Annotated in this window: 15 protein-coding genes; 8 read left to right on the plus strand and 7 right to left on the minus strand. The window is 48.1% G+C overall.

Features of this window, described 5'->3' with window-relative positions:
- The first annotated feature begins 446 nt into the window (after positions 1-446).
- Entirely contained in the window at positions 447-1,565 is a 1,119-nt protein-coding gene (locus tag IRJ16_RS02710) for a Gfo/Idh/MocA family protein (protein ID WP_194109972.1), read from the plus strand.
- Here the strand turns inward: IRJ16_RS02710 and IRJ16_RS02715 are convergent.
- A complete protein-coding gene (locus IRJ16_RS02715; RefSeq protein ID WP_194109973.1) occupies positions 1,562-2,317 on the minus strand; it encodes a hypothetical protein in 756 nt (251 codons plus the stop codon). The genes IRJ16_RS02710 and IRJ16_RS02715 overlap by 4 nt on opposite strands.
- 264 nt (positions 2,318-2,581) lie before the next feature.
- Entirely contained in the window at positions 2,582-2,875 is a 294-nt protein-coding gene (locus IRJ16_RS22815; RefSeq protein ID WP_228079759.1) for an RNA polymerase sigma factor, read from the minus strand.
- A gap of 731 nt (positions 2,876-3,606) precedes the next feature.
- Between IRJ16_RS22815 and IRJ16_RS02725 the strand changes: the two genes are divergently transcribed.
- From IRJ16_RS02725 to IRJ16_RS02740, 4 genes are all read left to right on the plus strand, one after another.
- Complete coding sequence (locus IRJ16_RS02725; protein WP_194109974.1) at positions 3,607-4,608, plus strand: hypothetical protein; 1,002 nt, start codon at positions 3,607-3,609, stop codon at positions 4,606-4,608.
- A gap of 102 nt (positions 4,609-4,710) precedes the next feature.
- On the plus strand, positions 4,711-6,729 hold the full coding sequence (locus IRJ16_RS02730; protein WP_194109975.1) for a DUF7849 domain-containing protein: 2,019 nt from the start codon (positions 4,711-4,713) through the stop codon (positions 6,727-6,729).
- Positions 6,730-6,768: 39 nt separating this feature from the next.
- Positions 6,769-9,432, plus strand: coding sequence for a CHAT domain-containing protein (locus IRJ16_RS02735; RefSeq protein ID WP_194109976.1), 2,664 nt, complete (start codon positions 6,769-6,771; stop codon positions 9,430-9,432).
- A 44-nt stretch (positions 9,433-9,476) separates the two neighbouring features.
- Positions 9,477-10,193 carry a GntR family transcriptional regulator gene (locus IRJ16_RS02740; protein WP_194109977.1) on the plus strand — a complete coding sequence of 239 codons (717 nt, stop codon included), beginning with the start codon at positions 9,477-9,479 and terminating at the stop codon, positions 10,191-10,193.
- Positions 10,194-10,538: 345 nt separating this feature from the next.
- Here the strand turns inward: IRJ16_RS02740 and IRJ16_RS02745 are convergent, their stop codons facing one another.
- The 4 genes from IRJ16_RS02745 to IRJ16_RS02760 are packed head-to-tail and all read right to left on the minus strand — an operon-like array spanning position 10,539 to position 14,164.
- Positions 10,539-11,564 (minus strand): carbohydrate kinase family protein, encoded by a 1,026-nt coding sequence (locus IRJ16_RS02745; RefSeq protein ID WP_194109978.1) that lies wholly within the window; start codon positions 11,562-11,564, stop codon positions 10,539-10,541.
- Between the two features lies 1 nt (position 11,565).
- Complete coding sequence (locus tag IRJ16_RS02750; protein ID WP_194109979.1) at positions 11,566-12,138, minus strand: D-lyxose/D-mannose family sugar isomerase; 573 nt, start codon at positions 12,136-12,138, stop codon at positions 11,566-11,568.
- A gap of 40 nt (positions 12,139-12,178) precedes the next feature.
- Positions 12,179-13,309, minus strand: coding sequence for a Gfo/Idh/MocA family protein (locus IRJ16_RS02755; protein ID WP_194109980.1), 1,131 nt, complete (start codon positions 13,307-13,309; stop codon positions 12,179-12,181).
- Between the two features lie 21 nt (positions 13,310-13,330).
- Positions 13,331-14,164 carry a class I fructose-bisphosphate aldolase gene (locus IRJ16_RS02760; protein ID WP_194109981.1) on the minus strand — a complete coding sequence of 278 codons (834 nt, stop codon included), beginning with the start codon at positions 14,162-14,164 and terminating at the stop codon, positions 13,331-13,333.
- 132 nt (positions 14,165-14,296) lie between these two features.
- Between IRJ16_RS02760 and IRJ16_RS02765 the strand changes: the two genes are divergently transcribed.
- The 3 genes from IRJ16_RS02765 (at position 14,297) to IRJ16_RS02775 (ending at position 19,316) form a co-directional block, all read left to right on the plus strand.
- The gene (locus tag IRJ16_RS02765; RefSeq protein WP_194109982.1) at positions 14,297-16,498 is read left to right on the plus strand and encodes a GH92 family glycosyl hydrolase; all 2,202 of its coding nucleotides are present in this window, start codon (positions 14,297-14,299) and stop codon (positions 16,496-16,498) included.
- A gap of 7 nt (positions 16,499-16,505) precedes the next feature.
- A complete protein-coding gene (locus IRJ16_RS02770) occupies positions 16,506-18,746 on the plus strand; it encodes a GH92 family glycosyl hydrolase (RefSeq protein WP_194109983.1) in 2,241 nt (746 codons plus the stop codon).
- Positions 18,747-18,893: 147 nt separating this feature from the next.
- A complete protein-coding gene (locus tag IRJ16_RS02775; protein ID WP_194109984.1) occupies positions 18,894-19,316 on the plus strand; it encodes a hypothetical protein in 423 nt (140 codons plus the stop codon).
- 14 nt (positions 19,317-19,330) lie between these two features.
- On the opposite strand, the gene IRJ16_RS02780 is transcribed toward IRJ16_RS02775, so the two are convergent.
- Entirely contained in the window at positions 19,331-20,101 is a 771-nt protein-coding gene (locus IRJ16_RS02780; protein WP_194109985.1) for a L,D-transpeptidase family protein, read from the minus strand.
- Positions 20,102-20,103 lie beyond the last annotated feature (2 nt).

Here is a 20,103-nt window from a genome sequence, read left to right on the forward strand (position 1 = left end):
AATAGCTGACTCGTAGCGTCAAGCGTGTAAATTCCCTACGCCGATAAATGACCGGGCAGCAGATACGTCTTTAAATTTGACCTATGGGTTAGCTTGATTCAGCGATGGCTGAAAGGGTATGCTGATCAGCAGCAACAGCAACAACATTTATCTGCATGCAGGGGCCTTGCATTTAGCGATAAACCGGTGTTATTTTTTAGTGAAGGATACTGTTCCGTTTTCATTAAGCCTGTTGACTGAGATAGCTATTTTTCTGTTTTGATGATGCAAACATAAAACATCTTTTTGTAAAAACCTATAAAGTCTACAGAAATAGTAGAATATTTTTAAAATCATTCGATCCACTGTTTATAAGGCACTATTTTGTGGGAAACGGTTCTGTGAAAAATATCCCCAAACAAAACATTTATCCTGTAACTTAGCATTATAAACCAATTACCTACCCTATGAGTACCCGCAGAAACTTTTTACAAAAGATGGGACTTGGTGCCCTCGCCTTGCAACTGGCATCAGTGAAAACCTTTGCTACCGACGTACCTGTCGACGATATACCTTACGAGGGACAGACCCTACGTGTAGCGATAATGGGCTTAGGTGGATACGGTACACGGGTAGCACAATCGATGCAAAACTGCAGCCGTGCCAAGTTGGTCGGAGTGATCAGCGGGACACCGTCTAAAGTCACCAAATGGCAGGCCGACTTCGGCATCCCCGAAAAGAACTGCTATAACTACGACAATTTCGACGCGGTAAAGAACAATCCCGATATCAATGCTATTTACGTTTGTACCCCCAACGCCCAGCATCACGGGCAGGTGATCCGCATAGCCAAAGCAGGCAAGCACGCCATTTGCGAAAAGCCAATGGCCGTAAGCGCCAAGGAGGCTCGAGAAATGATAGACGCTTGCGATAAAGCCAAAGTAAAACTGCTGATAGGGTATCGCATGCACTTTGAACCACACACCTTAGAAGTTATCCGCATGCGCAAAGCAGGCGAGTTCGGGCAGATCCGTTTCTTTCAAGGCTTATGCGGTTTTAAGACCGGTGACCCAAAACAATGGCGATTGAATAAAGCGCTATCAGGTGGCGGATCCATGATGGATATCGGCATATACGCACTCAACGGCGCAAGATATATGGTGGGCGAAGAACCAATATGGGTGACCGCCCAGGAAACCAAAACCGACACCGTAAAATTTAAAGACGGCATCGACGAGACCATCCAGTTTCAACTGGGTTTCCCGAGCGGAGCGGTGGCATCGTGCCTGTCTACTTACAACGTTAACAATCTGGATCGTTTCTTTTTAGATGGAGATAAAGGCTTTGCCGAAATGTTGCCATCAACCAATTACGGGCCCATCAACGGTCGTACCCACAAAGGGCCGATCAACCAACCCTATACCACGCACCAAACGGTACAGATGGATGAATTCGCGGCGATCATATTCGACGGTAAGCAACCCGTCATCCCGGTCGACGGGCACGAAGGCTTAAGGGATATGAAGATCATCGAAGCCATCTATCAAGCCTGTAAAACCGGCAAGAAAGTTACGCTATTAGCTTAAAGTTTAGCGGCCAATTCTTGCGCTTTAGCATAGTTGGCCATTCCTTTTGGGATCAGCTTTAGCCATGGTTTAGCTTCGGCTTTGCGTTTTTGCTTCACATAGCTTAAAGCCATGTAATAGGCTGCGTCGTATTTAAAGGCCGACTCACCTTTGTAAAGCGAGGTCAGTATGCTGCGTGCCTTATCTTCTTGTTTATCCTGTATCAGTGTGACCGCGTAATAGAATGCGGCCAGACTGTTAGTTGTATCGGCTGTAAATGTTTTGGCCAATAGCGGTTCAGCCTTAGTAAATTCTTTTTTATTGTAAAAAGCTGCCGCTTTTTCCAGATCGGTCTGCGGGCCAACGCCGCGCTCGGTAACCGACATAGTGGTAGCCGTGCTATACCTGTCGTACAGCGTTTTGCGCCATGGGTTAAACACCAGCAAACCAATAATAAGCACCGCCGCAATGCCCGACGCCCATTTGGTGTACATCCTTATCGAGCTATCTTTCACCTCGGGGCGCATCGAAACCACCTTGGCTTCGGGTTTAAAGTGTTCGGCATTTAGCGTGTTAAGCGTCTCTCTCAGGCGCAAAATATCATTATCGGCAGCAAAATGACTTTTTAGGGCAACACAGGCCTGTTGGTATTGCTCAACATAAGCGCGCAATTCGGCATCCGTAGCCAGGCTACGCTCAAACTCCAGCCGCTCCTGCTCGTCCATTTCGCCATCTACGTAGCGCGATGCCTGATATATGTTGTCCTTTTCCATTGCCTTAAAATCCTACTAATTTAATTAAAGATGCCATACATTCCGATTTCTTTTTGCGCAAATATCCGTACGTCACACCCAGGGTTTCGGCTATCTTTTCCTGCGCCTCGCCCTCCATGCTCCAACGGATGATCTCTTTACACCGCTCTCCCAGTTTTTCGTAAGCAGTTATAAAACGTTGGTTCTGTTCGTTCTGCTCCTCTAACTCGTCGGCCAGGGCAAAAGTATCTTCGCTGCTATCTAATACAGCGTCGGTGTTATTTGTTACCGGGCTAACAGATCTTTTTTCAACTCGTTAAACCATTTGCGTTTGCACACTAAAAAAAGGAAGGCGTTAAAAGGGCAGGTCAGCTCCAACCCCTTGTATTTGGCCTGGTTGTAAATATCTATCAAAGCCTCCTGAAAAATATCAGCAGCATCATCTTCGGTACCATTATTAAAGCAAATGTAAGATCGCACCTGTCGGGCACAGCTTTTATACACCTCGCCAATAAGCGCGGTATCATTATTAAGCAGGGCGGTAACGTACCGCTGGTCAGGGTGAGGGGTTTTGGGCATAATTGGTTCGGTTAAAACTAATTAAAAAATTCTGAACCGCTAAAATTTTTGATTTCTCTGATACCGCTGAAGGGAGCAATTTTTAAATTATTTTGAAAAGCAATGTTCGTGCTATTATCAATGTTTGTTCCTGCTCTCCGTTCCAACTCCTCGCCTGCCCTACGCACTCGCCACCCCGGCTACGGGGTTTCCTCTTTGATCAGGTTTAGGGTGAACGGTTGTATGAATTTGCTGAGCTGATTGATGTTATTGCATGGATAAAGCTTCGATCCATTAACACGTGGCACCTCCGGAGCCAATTGACAATGTCAGCGCGTCGCTATTAACACGTGATCCCGGCGGGATCGGGTTGCCGTGGCAATTTGATATTCATGACCTCTCGATCCCGGCGGGATCACGTGTTAATAGCCGTACAAAACCTAACGGTAAGGATCCGGAGGTGCCCCCTATCCCGACAAAGAAAAGCATAACAAATCCTCTAATAACGGCTTCTCCGCCATGCCGTTGTGCTCTTTGTTGAAACCTCTGTGCCCTTTGTGGTTAAAAATAAACAGAATATTCACCTGATTTACAATTACTTAAAAATAAATAAAATTATTTTCAAAAATTTCTCCCGACGGGGGGTAACAAACTTTTGCTGCTGCTGATATAGATGCAAACAACGATAAAAAACGGCCGACGCTGAAAAGCCAAAACAGAGTAAGCAATAAAAACATTAAAAACCAAGTATCATGAAAAAGCTAAATTTAACCTCAGTAGCAGTAGCAGCATTAATTGCATTATCAGTAGTAGCATGCCGTAAAGATCGCGGTAACCAACCAAGCGTGATCATTAACCCGGATGCTACCCCACAAGAATTTGTTGCTAATAACGGCCCTAAAGTACAGGCCAAACAGATCAACGCGTCAAGCTTGCCACAAACCGTAACATTGGCCGGCGGCACCAAGATCACCTTCCCTGCCGGATCTTTAAACATTAGCGGCGCACCTGCAACAGGCACCGCCACCGTGAACGTGATCGAAGTATTGAAACGCAGTGATGTGATCAAGTTCGGCAGCAATACCAACCACATCAGCGGCGCTCCGCTACAGTCGGACGGTTTTATCTATGTAGATGTTAAAGTGAATGGTGTAAGCGTAGATCGTAACTTGGCCGCCCCAATGCGAATAGAGATCCCGGCTAAACGTGCAGGTTTCACCAACATTTGGGAAGGCGTAAACCAGGGTGGCGCACCGCTGCAACCCGGTGCCGACGCTCAAATGGCTTGGGCTGCCCCACGCCAGGCTAACGGACAAGGTGGTGGTAAAGAAGTACCTCCGGTGGGTGGTTTCTACAGCTTCGACTTTGGTACTACAGGTTGGGTCAACACTGATATCTTTTACAGCTATAACAACCCTAAAACTACTGTTCGTGTAGATCTGATCAACAATCCTGGCGGCCTGTCTTCCTTTCACTCATATAGCGGCGAAACCTATGTATTCTTTTGTGCCAAAGGCGCCAATGTAGTATCGCAACTGTACACTGTAGACGGTCCCAACCGTGTAAAAAGCTACGACAACGTAATGCCGGTAGGTGTTGAAGGCAAGTTGCTGTCATTCTCTATCAAAGACGGTAAATATTATTTAGCCGTGCAAGAGACCACCATCACTGCCAACCAGGTAGCATCACTTACCCTGGCCCAAGTTACTCAAGCCGATGTGCAAGCCGCCATCAGCAGCTTGGACAACTACTAAACAATATCCCAAAGATCAACGTAAAAATAGAGCGGCCCCGGCAACGGGCCGCTTATTATAGTTTAAAGCGCTATATTAGTTTACCAATTTATACCTTCCTGCATGAGAAAGCTGTTGCTGCCCGCCTTACTGTGCGCCTGTGCATCTGCCTTGGCACAAGTGAAACCCATAGCCAAACCAATGGTGAACCCGGCCGATACCGTCCCCGCCATTATAGAACATACCGCCAATGGCAACTCAGTAAAGTTCGGCTCTAAACTAAGGGAACTACGCGGCGTGGCCGGCGCACCTGCGCCGTTCTTCACTTACTTTTGGGAGTTTGGTGATGGCACTTTCAGCTTTGAGAAGGAACCTTTGCACTTGTATCCGGACACCGGAAAATTCGACGTGAGGTTATTTGCCACCAACAATTACGACGATGGCAAACGCCCGCCCACCCGTCCAAAAAAAGTGGTGGTGAAGTCGTCAAAAACATTGTTGGCCGCTACGCCTGTACCTGGCTTTTTTAAAATGGGCGGTAGTGTAAGCCTAAAAAACGATTGTATGCCCAAACCCGGCGACGATATGATGATGGTGATGGGCTACCGCAATAAGACCGAGAACCTGAGGGCCAACATATCGGGCACTATTGTAATGCTGTATAACGACAAAGAATTCGCGGCAGATAACTTTGAACTGGCAGAGTCGCGGGCTTATCATCAAGAGGCCGTTACCGATCTTAAAGCGCAGACCGCCGCGCTGGCCGCTAACCCGGTCATCAAAAGGAAGCAGGATATTTACTTTGCATCCATAAATCCGGGCATCACCCGCGCCCAGATCGATGAGATGTTAGCTGCCGAAAATCTGGCCGTGCGCGAACAGATGGCCAATTTTAAAAGCAGCAAAGCCTGGCATTTCGAGAACGTTAAACAAGGCGAAGAGCGTTACCTCTTCCTGCATTTTAAGACCACACCCGAAATGATCAAGGATACCAACGCAACCGTTAGATTAAGCGGCGTGTTCTTGCCCGATGACCCGGCGTTGGAGAAAGAGACCTTTACCATGGAGCTACAGATCGTAGCATCGCACGATCCTAATAAAATGTCCATCAAAAAGTCGCGCATGAATTATCGTTTGACAGGCAAGCACCGCGAGCTGACCTATAAGGTTCGCTTTCAAAATACAGGCAAAGGCCCGGCAAAAAAAGTGGATGTAGGCGTAAGCATCTCCCCTGTCTTCGACCCAACGACCATCAAGGTCAGCAAAACTAAACCCGAAGTCCCCGTAGGTAAGGCCGGTTATGCCGGGCAAAGTTTTATGGATACTATTATGCGCAAGGATAGCATCCATTTTGTATTCAACAATATCTACCTGCCCGGCACCCAGCAGGAAGGCGTTGCCGATGCTGATTCGACACAGGGTTTTGTAGAGTATCAGATCAAGTTTAAAGAGAAACCTCCAAAATTGCCGATCAAGACCGGAGCAGCCATCGTGTTCGATAAGAACGAACCGATCTATACCAACCGTGCTACAGGTCGTTTTAAAATGGGGCTATCTCCCGCCATAATTGCGGGTTTTGGTTTCCCCTTATCGGCCAAGGAAAGCAACTTCCTTACTCAACGTAATATAACTATAGGTGCCAGTATAGCGCCTTACGCGCCGCACGGTAGATACCTGCAAGCCGAGATCTACCTAAGCGATTTTCAGGAAGTGACCGAGACCCGCTCGACGGGTAACATCCGCAAGGATACCACGATCGAAAAGTTTACTTACATCATCACCAAACGCACACAGACTACATCAACAAAAGTCACCACCATCAACGTGGTGCCGGTATCACTAAGGTACAACCTTAACGCCTGGGTAGGCGGCGGCGTTGGCGCATTGGTATCTGTAGACCTGAACAACCGTTTTAAAAACAACATTAATTACGATCTGACCGGTACCAACGGAACATCCAACACCAATTTTGAGGCCCTGGCGGCGACGGCAAAAAAGACCTTCTCGGATATGCGGGCATCCCTTTTTGCTGATGTGGTTGTTGGGCGCGTTCGGGTTGGACCATCTTTAGGCTTCCGGTATTTTTATGACCCGAAGTCGAAAGTATCACGCACGACCACGTACCTGACCTGGAAATTTTAACCCGAAATACGCTACATTAGCAGGAACATCCACTGGCCTATGTTCCTCAAACATGCGTTTTACTGTTTGCTTTGCTTCCTGTTTTTGGGAAGCCTGCACAGTTACGCGCAAGATGTTAAGGCGAACGACCAACTAAAGCAACTCAGACAAAAAAACGACCTTGCCGAGTGGATCTACACCGGCATTGACCAGGCCGTTGCAGATAGTAAGCATACTGAGGACCTTTATCGCATCCAAAAACAAGCCTGGCGGCAACCTAAAAACATGGATGAGCATGTAGCCTGGCTCACGCTGACGAGTACCCAGGGTTACGAGCGTTTGCAGGCAGGCGATATTTTAGCATCGATCAATTATTACGAGGATGCCTACAAGTATTTTAAAAAGCACCAAGCCTTTGAATTTGATATAGCCTCCTACGTACTGAAGCCCTTAGGCAACAACTACACCCGCCTAGGCGACTACGAGCGGGCCATCTTTATCCAGCAAAAAGTGATCAGCAGTTTGGATGCTAAAGAACAGACCGACGAAATAGCAACCCAGTATAGCAATATCGCCATCTCCTACTACAACATGGGCAACTTTATGGCTGCCCGCCAAAGCGTTGACAAAGGCCTTAAATTGACCAAAGATCCGCAGGTTTTAACAGGGCTGAACAATACACTGGCCGACATCCTTTTTCAGCAAGATAGCTTAGCACGCGCCGAATGGGTGATCATCAGGAATATCGCATCGCAAAACAAAGTCGATCAGCAAACCGCCTTTCGCTTGATGAGCAGCTATACCTCATTAGGCAATATCCGTTTTAAGTTGGGGCAGATATCAGCGGCCGAACAAAGTTACCGCTCGGCCCTGCGCCTGATAAATACCTACTACGCCGACGAACGCCAACGCGAAAAAGCCTTTGTTACTACCCAATTAGGCAAGATAGCTAACACCCAAGGCCAATGGCAACAAGCCATAAAACTGTTGAACACCTCGCTACGGATACTGCGCATCAACGACGACCGCGACCTGACCGACCCCGCCAAGATCTACGGCGAGAACAAACTGGTAGAAGTTTTTCGGGAGAAAGCATCGGTCTACCTGAAATTAGATCGACCGGAAAATGCATTCGAGCAACTCCGCTTTGCCCTATCTGCTAACGATAAGATCCGCGCCGAATTTGCCGACGACCGCACCAAAGAACGGCTTCAGCAAGAAAATAAAGAACTGGCCGGCGAGGCGATCGACCTGGCTTACGCGCTTAGCCAAGGTCCGCAGGGAAAAAAATATCTGCCCCTGATCCTTGAGATATCCGAACAATGCCGCTCCCGGACTTTGGCCGATCAGGTACAGCGAAATAACCGTAAGATAAAAGCGTCGGGCAATGATACGCTGCAGAAAAAACGGGCTAATATAGAACAAGGGATCACCTACAACCAGCGGCTATCGCTTACCGGCAAAGACACCGCATTGTACCAAAAAAAGATAGCCGCCCTGAAATTCGATCTGGCTTTGTTGGATAAAGATAACCACCGCGCCGATGCTGCCAAAATACTATCGCCAGATGCCTTATTGAAAGCCTTGTCTGCCGGGGTGCGTTACATCGAGTATTTCATAGGCGAACGCACGGCCTATGCTATCAATATTAAAGACCAAAAAGTTGAGCGAGTGATCAAACTATCTCCCGCCGATACGGTACGCAAACAGGTGGCCCGACTGGTAAATACCTATTACCGTAAAGGTCCGGATGCCGCTTTGAATGCGCCAAAGTCTTTTTATCAATTATCAAATGCCGTGTACTCGACTTTGTTGGGCGATATCAACATCCGCGATAATGAGCGCGTTTGCATCATCCCCGACGATGTTTTGGGTTACCTTTCCTTCGACGGACTTATCACTGGTAAAAAATTCGATCCGGCAATTTCGCAGTGGCCATTTCTGATCAGGAAGGCTACGATCACCTATGCTTTCTCGCTGAACACGATCGCTATCAACAGCTACCGGCACAATACCAATAGCGGCTTCAGCGGACTATTTATCACGCATGAAAAAGCTAACGACAAACCCATCCTTGCAGTAAAAACGGAAGCCGACGCGATAAATAAACTGGTAGGCGGCAAAATGTTGTATGATGACGATGTGAACAGCGCGTCTTTTTTTAAAGCGTTCGGCAACTCCTCGGCATTGCACATTAGTACCCATGCCTACCTTTCGGGCAGCAATAATGAACCGACGATCGACCTGGGTCAGCAAAAACTCTTCCTTTTCGAGTTACAGGCCACACCTAATAAACCGCAATTAGTGGTTTTAAGCGCCTGCCGCACCGGCGACGGTATGCTGGCCAACGGTGAGGGTATCATCAGCTTTTCGCGCGGGTTTAGCGCCATCGGTACACCGGCTACCATTGCTGGCTTATGGAACGTGAACGACGATGCCGCCGCCATCATCACTGCCAAAACTTATAAAGGCATGCTCATCGGTTTAAGCACCGGCGAAGCCCTGCATCAAGCTAAACTTGAATGGCTTAACAGCGACCGCCCGGCTGATGCTATGTACCTACCCTACTACTGGGACAGCCTGATCCTGATGGGTGCTGATGAGCACGTAAACCTGCATTCAGGGAGCCGCGATGTTTGGATGTTCGCTATAGCCGGTGTGCTACTGATGATAATCAGCTTGCTGACTTTGAGCAAAATAAGGCAAAAAAGACGGCGCAGGTAAAACAGGGATCGCTATATTTGCACCCGCAGCAGCTAACCCTATCTATGGCAAAAAAAGAAGTTACCCACCTATATAAAAAGATATTTGACGACCTGAAAGCCCTGATCGAAGAGGGCCGTTACAAGAAGGGCGATCTGCTGCCATCAGAGAACGAACTTTGCCGCGAATACAGCACTACACGCGTAACTATCCGTCAAGCGCTATCGGCCTTGGCCAATATGGGTTACATTATTCGCAAGCATGGCAAAGGCAGCATCGTAGCCGAACCGAAGAGCGGTTTGGGCATCCTATCTTTAAATGGCGTTACCGCTGGTGTAGGCACACAGAACTTGACCACTTCCATCTTGCAAAAACCGGTAAGGCAAGCCTGGCCTGTAGACTTTTTCTTTGAATTAGAACCTGAAGAAACCAACTCTGGTTGCTTGTACTTCGCCCGTTTACGCTCGATAGACGACGTACCTGTGTTGTACGAGGAAACCTTCATCGCCAATATCGACTTGCCTAAATTCACCTCGAAGAACTTGGAGAATAAGTCGCTCTTTAAGATCCTTAAAGAGAAGTACAACGTTGAGGTTACCGAAGGCGAGCAAAAGATCTGGGCCGTCCATGGCGATAAAAATATCAGCAAGATATTGGGTTTAAAAACCACCCACCCTATCCTACACATGAAACGCCGCATGCATACCAACGTGAAGGGTTTACGCATTTACTCTTCGCTTTATTGCAACACCGAGGAGCATTTTTTGCAGGATAGTTTTTAAGCACTCCACACGTCATCGTAAGGAGCTTCTATCAGCGACGTGACGATTCCCGATGGGAAGAGCAAGAATACCGTGATGAACCGAACGACGCCTTAGTTCTCCGGCATTGGGAATCGCCGGGAACCACCGTCCCTGCCCAGGCACAAACCACTAATAGGCGATTCACACGGCCGGGAGTTTTTCTTTGGTTACTTTCTTTTTGCGGAAAAAAGAAAGTGACATCCACTGACGTACACAATGCACACCGCCTGTCCTAATGAAATGTTGACCGAACGACCGAAGAACCTACGCTATTCTTCTCATCGGGGATCACTACACTACGCTCACGATGACGGGGAGGGAATATCACTTCACTTTCAACTTCTTCTTAAACCCATAAGCCTCACCTAACTTCAAACAATCCTCAGCAGGCAATATCCCTTCAGATGATGTCGGCTCAGACAGGCTCGCAGCAGCCGCGCATACGCCCAATTGCAAAGAACGTTCCATATCCCAACCGTTGTGGATACCCAATAGCGTCCCACCCGCAAAGGCGTCGCCCGCTCCCGAGCAACCCGCGATCTTATCTTCGGGCACAATTACGCTTGGCTGATAAACTTCTTGTCCGTCTTTACTGATGGCAATGACCCCTTCGGGAAAATGTAAGATCACCCATTTATTGACACCAAGGCTCAATATTTTTCGCGCCGCGTGATAGCAATCGCCTACATGAAGCCGTCCCCTCCAATCTACTGTAGCGTATTGAGCGATCATGGCCGCTTCAAACTCATTCACGAATAGGTAGTCGATATAAGGCAGCGCCGGTATCACCACATCATGGAACCGGTCCGACCGTTCGCTCACGATATCTACCGAGGTTTGGATGCCCTGCTCCCTTGCTGCTTTTAATAACTTAGCCGCACGTGTCATTCCATCCGGTTCGATGATATCCAGCTTATCAAGCAATAACAGATAGCCCAAATGCATGAGTTTAGCATCCGACTTTGACAAGTCAAAATGTTCAATATCCAGAAAAGCATTTGCTCCCCGTTGATGAAAAAAAGTACGACGACCGGTCTTGCGGACGCTCATCACGTCGGTATAGCTGGTACTTGCCTTATCGGTCTTTTGGACCTGATCGGTATTGACTCCGTGGTTTTTAAGGTCGATGATTACCTTGTCGCCGCCTTCGTCCTCGCCCACCAAGCCTACACCACTTATAGGGAAGTCAGCCTTCAATTTGGCCAAGGCTTTTGTAACGTTGTATGCTGAGCCGCCGTTGCAACTACTCTCGCTCAGGATATTAGCCAATTTATCCTGATCGGGGTACACATCCACCACTTTCACGTGGTCAACTATCCAATTGCCGCCTATCAATATGCCTTGCCTCATATTATTTATCGCTAAGCAGTTTAACAATTGGGGCTTCGTCCTCGTCTATCTCAGCATAACGGCCAATATCGGGGTTGGAGAAAAAGTTATCATTCAGATCATCATTGGCGGTAGATACCTCGCCGATGATGCACTCATCCGATGCTGGATAAAACTCATGCCACACGCCCGATTCGATAGTCACACGCTCACCTGCAAGCAGGCTGACTTCCGTGCCCGACGTAATGTCAGTGTACTTTCCGTTGATCTTTAACTTGATGATATCAGTGCTCTCTACTTTTGCAGGATCCTCAGCCCAAAGTTTTATTTGGAGGATACCCGTACGGCAAATGATATCCTCTTTCTTTTTTTTGTGCGTGTGCGACGGGGTGGTTTGCCCTTTAGCAGCGTACATCAGTTTTTCGCAATATTCAGGCTCTTCGGCCAGGTTGATCAGGATCAGCCCGGTCTTTTTAAAGTCGCCTAAGCCAAAGTCGGTCACGTCCCATTTGGGTTCCGGCGGCAGGGCCCATCCATGCTGCTCGAAAAACGCTCTCGACGCGATGATCGCATTGTTAATTTCAGATCTTCTCATGATCGGTCTATAATTTAGCGTGGTTTATTTATCTCATTGATCAGCTATAAGTGATCGGCTCGACACTACTGTTTTTGTGCGATCTCAACGCCGCATCGAACGCATACTGACTTGCGACAGCTTCCTCAGGCGTTACACAACCAAAGCGTCCATTCAGGAAGCCTTCCCTTTCGGCAATGTAACCGGCCAGCATCTGCATAAAGCAATCAGCAAAGCCCGGCTCAAATATCCCGCCCGTAATGGTCGGGAAAGGTACACCTTTAAAGCCCAGATCGGTGCGTTGCCAAAACTGCTCTTCGCCCCGGGCAAAGGTCCATAGTGCTTTGGTATCCTTGGTGCTGTATTTCACGCCGCCCTCGGTGCCGTAAACTTCTATATACCAGGTGTTGGTCTCACCAGGCGATAAGCGTTTCATCTCCAAAAGCATCGGCACGGTCGCACCGTCTATATCTACCTGGGTATTCAGCGTGGCGTTATTCCAGGTATCGCAATCGGCCATGCCGCCCTTCCCATCGGGGCGTTGTTCGATTATTTTTTGCAAATACGCGTAAACCGCCTTTGGTTTCCAACCCAAACGCAGCGGAACATGCAGCGCGTGCATGCCCAGATCGCCCATCACCCCTATCTCACCACAAAACTGCGATTGCCGTTTCCAATTGATCGGCTTGTTAGGGTCAAGGTCGCTTGAGTGCAGAAACCCTGCCTTGATCTCGATGATCTTACCTAATCTGCCCGACCTCACCTCCTGTATCACCCGCTGCGGACCGGGTAAAAATGGCATTTCAGAACTGCATCTCACAAATCTTCCGCTCTTTTCGCCGGCTTCCTTTATCGCCAAAGCAGCTTCCAGGTCTATCCCAAAAGGTTTCTCGGCTAACAGGTCTTTGCCTGCTGCTAATACTTCCAAATAGAAGTCCTTATGCAGGTTATGTGGTAAGGCTACGTAAACAACGTCCAGGTCGCTTTGCAATAATTCTTTATAGTCCGTGGTAACCAAAGTGACGGTCGGCAGGGCTGTATACCAATCCAGCACCTTCTCATTCAGGTCGCAAACAGCGGTAAGCGCCACCTGTGCAGGGAAATCATTCAGCGCGAACCAGCGGCCGAAAGCGCTGGCGGCTTCCTTGCCCATCAAGCCGCCGCCAATTATCCCGATCTTTATCGTTTTCATGTTAGTGTAGCTGTATTTAGGTTATTTCTTAAGCAGATGCATCACATCCTCAGGTCGCGCACCTTCGTGCACTAAGGCCATCAGGGCTTTGGTCATGCCGGCCGGGTTCTCATGCTGGATAACGTTACGCCCGTAAACTATTCCCTTAACACCCTGCTGCATCAGTCCGTAGGTGCGTTTCATAATATCCTCATCGCTGGCTTTGCCGCCGCCACGTACCAGAACGGGAATGTTGCCTGCTATCTCTACAATGCGGTGGTATTGGTTCACGTCGTCGGTCGGATCTGCTTTAATGATATCGGCACCAAGCTCCACACCCTGACGAACCAGCGGAATGATCTTTTCGGGATCACCGTTTACCATGTAGCCACCAGCCTCGGCATTCGGGCGGAATACTAAGGGTTCGATCATCAGTGGCATGGCATATTTATCGCACAGCGGTTTTATTTTAAGGATATTGTTAATGCACTGATCCATCACTTCCGGCTCGCCGGGAATACTGAACAAGTTAACAACTACGCAGGTAGCGTCCAACCGTAAAGCCTGCTCCACGGGATCCTCTATCATACGGCTAAATAGCGACCTCGGTAACTCTTTGCCATATACGTTGGCCACATCCGTACGCAGCACCAGCGAGGGCTTTTCCCTGCCGGGGATGGATTGCAGATACTGGGCCTGGCCAACGGTCAGTTGGATAGCATCGGGGGCAGCGTCAACCAAGGTCTCAACCGCTTTTTGGATATTTTCGATACCGTTCAGGAAACTGTATTCGTTAAAAAACCCATGATCTATAGCAACATCAAAGCAATTGCCCGACTTGCTGTTGAATAATCTGTTTAATTTATATTGTTTCATAGATCCCAAATATATACGGCCAAAGTTGTATATACAAGTTATTTGTTTTTATATTTAGGCCGACCAATTTTAGTCTGATGTTGCCCCTAACACAGCACTAAGCCAATATAACTGAATAAAGACGATATGCCAATGAAAACCTGTAAAGCGCTTTTTGCTGCCTTAGTTTTACTTGCCTGCACGGCCGACGCCCAAAAACGCCCGTCTAACTTGCAATATGTAGATCCAAGCATTGGCAGCGTGGGACTGATACTGGAACCAACAAGACCGACCATACATCTCCCCAACCAAATGATACGGGTAGCGCCTAACCGTAAGGATGCATTGGACGACCAGATATCGCACTTCCCGCTTTGCATCGCCTCGCACCGCATCGTGTCTTTATTTAATTTGATGCCTGTAAGCGGACCGAATATGAAAACGCTGTGGAACGAACGTGAAGTTTATAACCACGAGATTTTGACACCCTATTATTATAAGTCCGAGTTAGGCGATGCCGGGAACCTGCTGGAGTTCTCGCCATCGGTAAAAAGCGGTTTCTTTAAGATCGCCTTTAAAGGCAATAACAATAATTATGTCCGCATCGGGCTATCCAATGCCGGCGGTAATTTAAGTATCGACAGCAAGCGCAGCATCAGCGGCACTGAAGAACTTAACGGGATGAAAGCCTACCTATACGCCGAGACCGACGGCGATATCGCACAAGCCGCTGCAAATGGTAAAACCTTAATGATCAGCACGCCAAAGAACATCGGGTTTAAATATGCCATATCCTATATCAGTATCGAACAAGCTAAACAGAACCTGCAGCGCGACATCCTTGCCTGGGACTTTGCCGCGGTAAAAAGCACAGCTTACAGAGCATGGGACAAAGTAATGTCTCAGATACAGGTCGATGGCGGCACTTTGGCACAGAAACGGGTCTTCTATACCTCGCTTTACCGTTGTTATGAGCGTATGGTGGACATCAACGAGGGTGGCAAATACTACAGCAATTACGACCATCAAATACATCAAAGCACTAAACCCTTTTTTGTAGATAACTGGATATGGGACACTTACATCGCCCTTGGTCCGCTGCACATGATATTGGACCCGGATAAAGAGTTGGATAAGATCAACTCCTATGTAGATATGTACAAGCAGGGTGGCTGGATGCCATCGTTCGCGCTCATTTTTGGTGATTGGCCTGCTATGACGGGAAACCACGCCGCCACCTGGATGGCCGACGCCTGGTTTAAAGGTATCCGCAATTTTGACCTTAAAACGGCCTATCAAGGTTTGCGCAAGAACTCGGTAGAAGCTACCCTCCTGCCCTGGAACAACGGCGCACCCACCAAACTGGACAGCTTTTACAACGCCAAAGGTTACATGCCCGGCCTGCATTACGGCGAACCGGAGACCGAGCCGCGTGTTGAACCCAGTTGGGAAAAGCGCCAATCTGTATCCGTTACTTTAGAGAACAGTTATAGCGACTGGAACATTGCCCGTTTGGCTAACGAATTGAACTTTTCGGACCATAAGGATCTATTTATGAAACGTTCTAAATTCTATCAGAACGTTTATCGCAAAGACCGCGGCTTTATGTGGGCCAAGGATAAGGACGGCAAATGGATAGATAACATGGATCCTAAAGCCGCAGGCAGGGAGTTTTTCACCGAGAACAATGCCTACACCTATAATTGGGTGATTAAGCACGACTTTAGAGGACTGTTCGATATGATGGGCGGCACCAAACAAGCCGAGAACAAACTGGATCAACTCTTCCGCGAGGATCTGGGCACTGCCAAATTCATATTTTGGAAAACGCAGCCCGACGCATCCGGACTGGTGGGCCAATTTGTGATGGGTAACGAGCCGAGCTTCCATATCCCCTACCTGTATAACTACATGGGCGCACCGTGGAAGACCCAAAAACGCATCCGCATGCTGCTGGATACCTGGTATACCGATAACCTGTTCGGGATCCCGGGTGATGAGGATGGCGGCGGGATGACCTCGTTCGTCGTGTTCAGCATGATGGGTTTCTTCCCGGTGACGGCGGGTGTACCTGTGTATAATGTAGGTAGTCCGGTTTTCACCAAGGTAGTGATCGATTTGCCTAATGGTAAAAAATTCACGATAAATGCGCCGCAAAGCACCGGCGAGAACAAATACATCCAAAGCGCGACTCTGAATGGCGCACCGCTGAACAGACCCTGGTTCACTCACAAAGACCTGATCGATGGCGGCACTATTAACCTGCAAATGGGCAACCGCCCAAATAGATCATGGGGAGCGGCATCAAACGACGCGCCACCATCGGACGGGGATCAATTGTACAATAAATGGTAAGCGATATATGAGAACATTAAACAAACTTACCACCGTCATACTGCTGTTAGCGGCTATCAGCAGCAAAAGCATCGCGCAGCAAAAAACAATGCAGGCTGTAGACTATGTAGATCCGAATATTGGCGGTTCGGGCATTGTGCTGCAACCTACACGTCCATTGGTGCACCTGCCTAATTCGATGATGCGGGTGTTCCCCATGAAACAGGACCAGTTGGATGACCAGATCATGTTCTTCCCGCTTTGTGTGGTATCGCACAGGATCGAGTACGCATTCTCTTTTCTGCCACTTAAAGGCGTACCTGACAATACTGCCTGGGGTAAACGTTTCACCGTGCTGGAAGAAACGACCACGCCCTATTTTTACAGCGCCGAGGATGAAGAGACCGGCATCACCGTTGGTCTTACTGCTTCGTCAAAAAGCGCCATCTTTGAAGTTGATTTTAAAAACCCTAACAATAATTATTTCCGCATCGGGCTTAACGGTGGCAACGGAAATGTAGAGCAGACCGGCAAGCACAGCTTTGCAGGTACAGAAGAAGTTACAGGCTTAAAGACCTATTTTTACGCCGAGACCGATGAGGATATCGCGCAGGTAAACTATCAGGGGACAGATAAGAAACGTCTGTTGGCCAAGTTCAATGCGGTCAAGGTCAAATTCAAATACGGGTTTTCTTACATCAGTATCGAACAAGCCAAAGCCAACCTTTACAAAGAGATACCAGCTTGGGACTTCGACTCCGTTAAACGTTCGGCTAAGACCATTTGGAACAACAAGCTTGGGCAGATCACTATTAAAGGCGGCACGCTTGGACAGAAACGCACTTTCTACGCATCGCTTTACCGCACTTACGAGCGGATGGTCGACATTAACGAGTACGGCCAATACTTTAGCGCTTACGATCAAAAAGTGCATCAAAGCAAGGAGCCATTCTTTGTAGATAACTGGATCTGGGATATGTACATCGCCGCCGAGCCGCTCCATACCATCCTTGATCCCCGGAAAGAACAACAAAAGATCAGCTCCTATATCGAAATGTATAAACAAGGCGGCTGGATGCCCGCCTTTGCCTTAGCGACCGGCGATTGGCCTGCCATGACGGGCAACCACGCCGCATCATGGATGGCAGATGCCTGGGCTAAAGGTATTCGCGGGTTTGATGTGAAGACAGCTTACGAAGGCTTGAAAAAGAACTCTTTAGAAGGCACGCTCCTGCCTTGGCGTAATGGCCCCGCTACGGCTATAGACTCCTTTTACAACACCCATGGCTACCTCTACTCCACCCGCCCTGAAGAACGCGGCAGCAAGGACGGTGTAGAGATGGACAAATGGTGGGAAGGCCGCGGCAACGAGGGCGTATCCATCACCTTAGAATGGAGCATTTGCGATTGGGCCATTGCACAATTGGCTAAACCAGCGGGTTATGCTCAGGACAAACCGCTATTCTTGAAACGGGCGGGCTGGTATGGCAACGTTTACAATGCAGAAGAAGGTTTTGTATGGCCTAAAGATAAGAATGGCAACTGGATAAAACCTTACAATACCAAGCTGTTAGGTCGCGAATACGTGACCGAGAACAACTCTTACACCTACAATTGGACGCCTAAACACGACCTGACGGGGCTGTTCGCCAAAATGGGCGGCAAGGAAAAAGCTGAAGCTAAGTTGGATCAACTGTTCCGCGAGGACCTTGGGCTGCCCAAATTTCATTTTTGGCTGAACCAGCCCGATGCATCGGGCATGGTGGGGCAATTTGTTATGGGTAACGAGCCAAGCTACCATATCCCCTACCTGTATAATTACCTGGGCGCACCGTGGAAGACCCAAAAACGCATCCGCATGCTGATAGATACCTGGTTTCCCGATAACGTTTTCGGCATACCCGGCGATGAGGATGGCGGCGGAACGACCGGTTTTGTGGTACTATCTATGATGGGTTTCTTTCCCGTTACGCCTGGTGTCCCGGTGTATACGATCGGTAGCCCGAGCTTTGGCGAGGCGAGCGTTAAGCTGCCATCAGGCAAAACTTTCACGGTTAAAGCGATCAATAATTCAAAGAACAATGTGTACATCCAAAAAGCGATGCTGAACGGGAAGGTGTTAGATAAACCATGGTTCACACACACAGATCTGTTGAAAGGCGGCACGCTAACCCTGACCATGGGCGACAGACCTAATAAAGCCTGGAGTAGTAAAGCCGGTAGTGCGCCGCCATCTGGGATAGATATAGATCCGGAGGTGTACAGATAATTGCATTTTTCTGTAGAGACACGATACCTCGTGTTTCCCGTTTGCAAAGTCTGAACCGTTATCTGGAATAGCGCTCAGACCTGCATTGTGCGAGACGCGAGATATCGCGTTTCTACGGATACATAAAATTTTACGTAACTTTAATTAATGAAAAACCTTATCCTGCAATTATTTCTGTTAGCTTCATCAATACCGGCCTTCTCTCAAGCCCCGCCCAACGATCCGTATTTTAAATTCATCAACTACAAGTTTTGCGAAAAACAATGGGTGGTGAGGAATAGCCACAAACGGGCCGATTACTACCAGTTCGGTTTTATGTATGTAGACAAGGCCAAGGGCTTTGTTTTTCAGCAGAGCGGCGTTTTCTTCGTCGATAAGGATGGCCGCTATGTGGTCAATAAGAGATCTCTAAAACAAAAGCACACGCGTGATGAAATAGACGTTCTACAGCGAAAATGGGCAGCAGCGTTTCCTTACGAGTGGACCTTCTCACCCATCCCTCCTGAGCGATTCAACGACCTTAAGATAAAGCAAGCGGTGCCCGATTGGGTGAAAAAGTACTACAATTGACAGAGTATTCCTCCTCACTTATAAATAGATATCGGCGTACCCGGTATCACGTATTTAAATAAACTATCCATCCCCGCATTTGCAATAGCGACACAGCCATTGGTCCAGTCCCTTTTATTTTTGCGGCTGTCGCTTGTACCGTGCACCATGATCTGATCCCCGGGCAGCACACCTTTTCTTCGCGCTGCCTCTTTATGTACCGAATCGGGGTACGATATCAAATAAGCTTTGTAGTATTTTACCTGCGTAGTTTTGCCGGTCAATCTATAATGGCCTTCGGGTGTTTTGCGGTCGCCGGCCTTTTCTTTGTCGCCAATGGGAACCTGACCAAGATTGCATCGATAGGTTAAAAACGGTTTGTTATTTCTAAAGAACATCAGCCGCCTTTTGCTTTTTAACACGACAATACTATCTGCCGAGGACAGCACCGCGTAAGTAGCTGCCAACCTTTGCTGAAAATTTTCTGCATCAAGCAAAGCAGCTTTGTCATCTGCGTTTCTTTTGCGGAAAACCGCCAAAAATCTTCCCTGTAAATTTGTATTAAAAAAAGCCTCCCCTTCAAGCAGCAATTTAAAATATTGGTGAAATTTTAGCGAATTATGATATTGATCTTGATAGATGCGGAATGTATCGATCACAGGCGGGATCTTTTTTAATAGCGCTTGATAGTCGGGCTCGGTGTTTCGGACGGCCTTATTAGTTTCGGTTTTACTATGCGCATTGTAAAACAAGCCGGGCGCGGTTGACATGAGCAGCACACATACCAATAATTTAACTTTTGTCATCG

This window comes from Mucilaginibacter myungsuensis (genome assembly GCF_015222005.1).
GTDB classification, from domain to species: Bacteria; Bacteroidota; Bacteroidia; order Sphingobacteriales; family Sphingobacteriaceae; genus Mucilaginibacter; species Mucilaginibacter myungsuensis.

Coding starts and splice junctions, on each gene's coding strand:
- IRJ16_RS02760 (WP_194109981.1), bottom strand. CDS start 14,164: ATGAAACAATATAAATTAAACAGATTATTCAACAGCAAGTCGGGCAAT.
- IRJ16_RS02740 (WP_194109977.1), top strand. CDS start 9,477: ATGGCAAAAAAAGAAGTTACCCACCTATATAAAAAGATATTTGACGAC.
- IRJ16_RS02745 (WP_194109978.1), bottom strand. CDS start 11,564: ATGAGGCAAGGCATATTGATAGGCGGCAATTGGATAGTTGACCACGTG.
- IRJ16_RS02780 (WP_194109985.1), bottom strand. CDS start 20,101: ATGACAAAAGTTAAATTATTGGTATGTGTGCTGCTCATGTCAACCGCG.
- IRJ16_RS02730 (WP_194109975.1), top strand. CDS start 4,711: ATGAGAAAGCTGTTGCTGCCCGCCTTACTGTGCGCCTGTGCATCTGCC.
- IRJ16_RS02710 (WP_194109972.1), top strand. CDS start 447: ATGAGTACCCGCAGAAACTTTTTACAAAAGATGGGACTTGGTGCCCTC.
- IRJ16_RS02775 (WP_194109984.1), top strand. CDS start 18,894: ATGAAAAACCTTATCCTGCAATTATTTCTGTTAGCTTCATCAATACCG.
- IRJ16_RS02755 (WP_194109980.1), bottom strand. CDS start 13,309: ATGAAAACGATAAAGATCGGGATAATTGGCGGCGGCTTGATGGGCAAG.
- IRJ16_RS02715 (WP_194109973.1), bottom strand. CDS start 2,317: ATGGAAAAGGACAACATATATCAGGCATCGCGCTACGTAGATGGCGAA.
- IRJ16_RS02765 (WP_194109982.1), top strand. CDS start 14,297: ATGAAAACCTGTAAAGCGCTTTTTGCTGCCTTAGTTTTACTTGCCTGC.
- IRJ16_RS02770 (WP_194109983.1), top strand. CDS start 16,506: ATGAGAACATTAAACAAACTTACCACCGTCATACTGCTGTTAGCGGCT.
- IRJ16_RS22815 (WP_228079759.1), bottom strand. CDS start 2,875: ATGCCCAAAACCCCTCACCCTGACCAGCGGTACGTTACCGCCCTGCTT.
- IRJ16_RS02750 (WP_194109979.1), bottom strand. CDS start 12,138: ATGAGAAGATCTGAAATTAACAATGCGATCATCGCGTCGAGAGCGTTT.
- IRJ16_RS02725 (WP_194109974.1), top strand. CDS start 3,607: ATGAAAAAGCTAAATTTAACCTCAGTAGCAGTAGCAGCATTAATTGCA.
- IRJ16_RS02735 (WP_194109976.1), top strand. CDS start 6,769: ATGTTCCTCAAACATGCGTTTTACTGTTTGCTTTGCTTCCTGTTTTTG.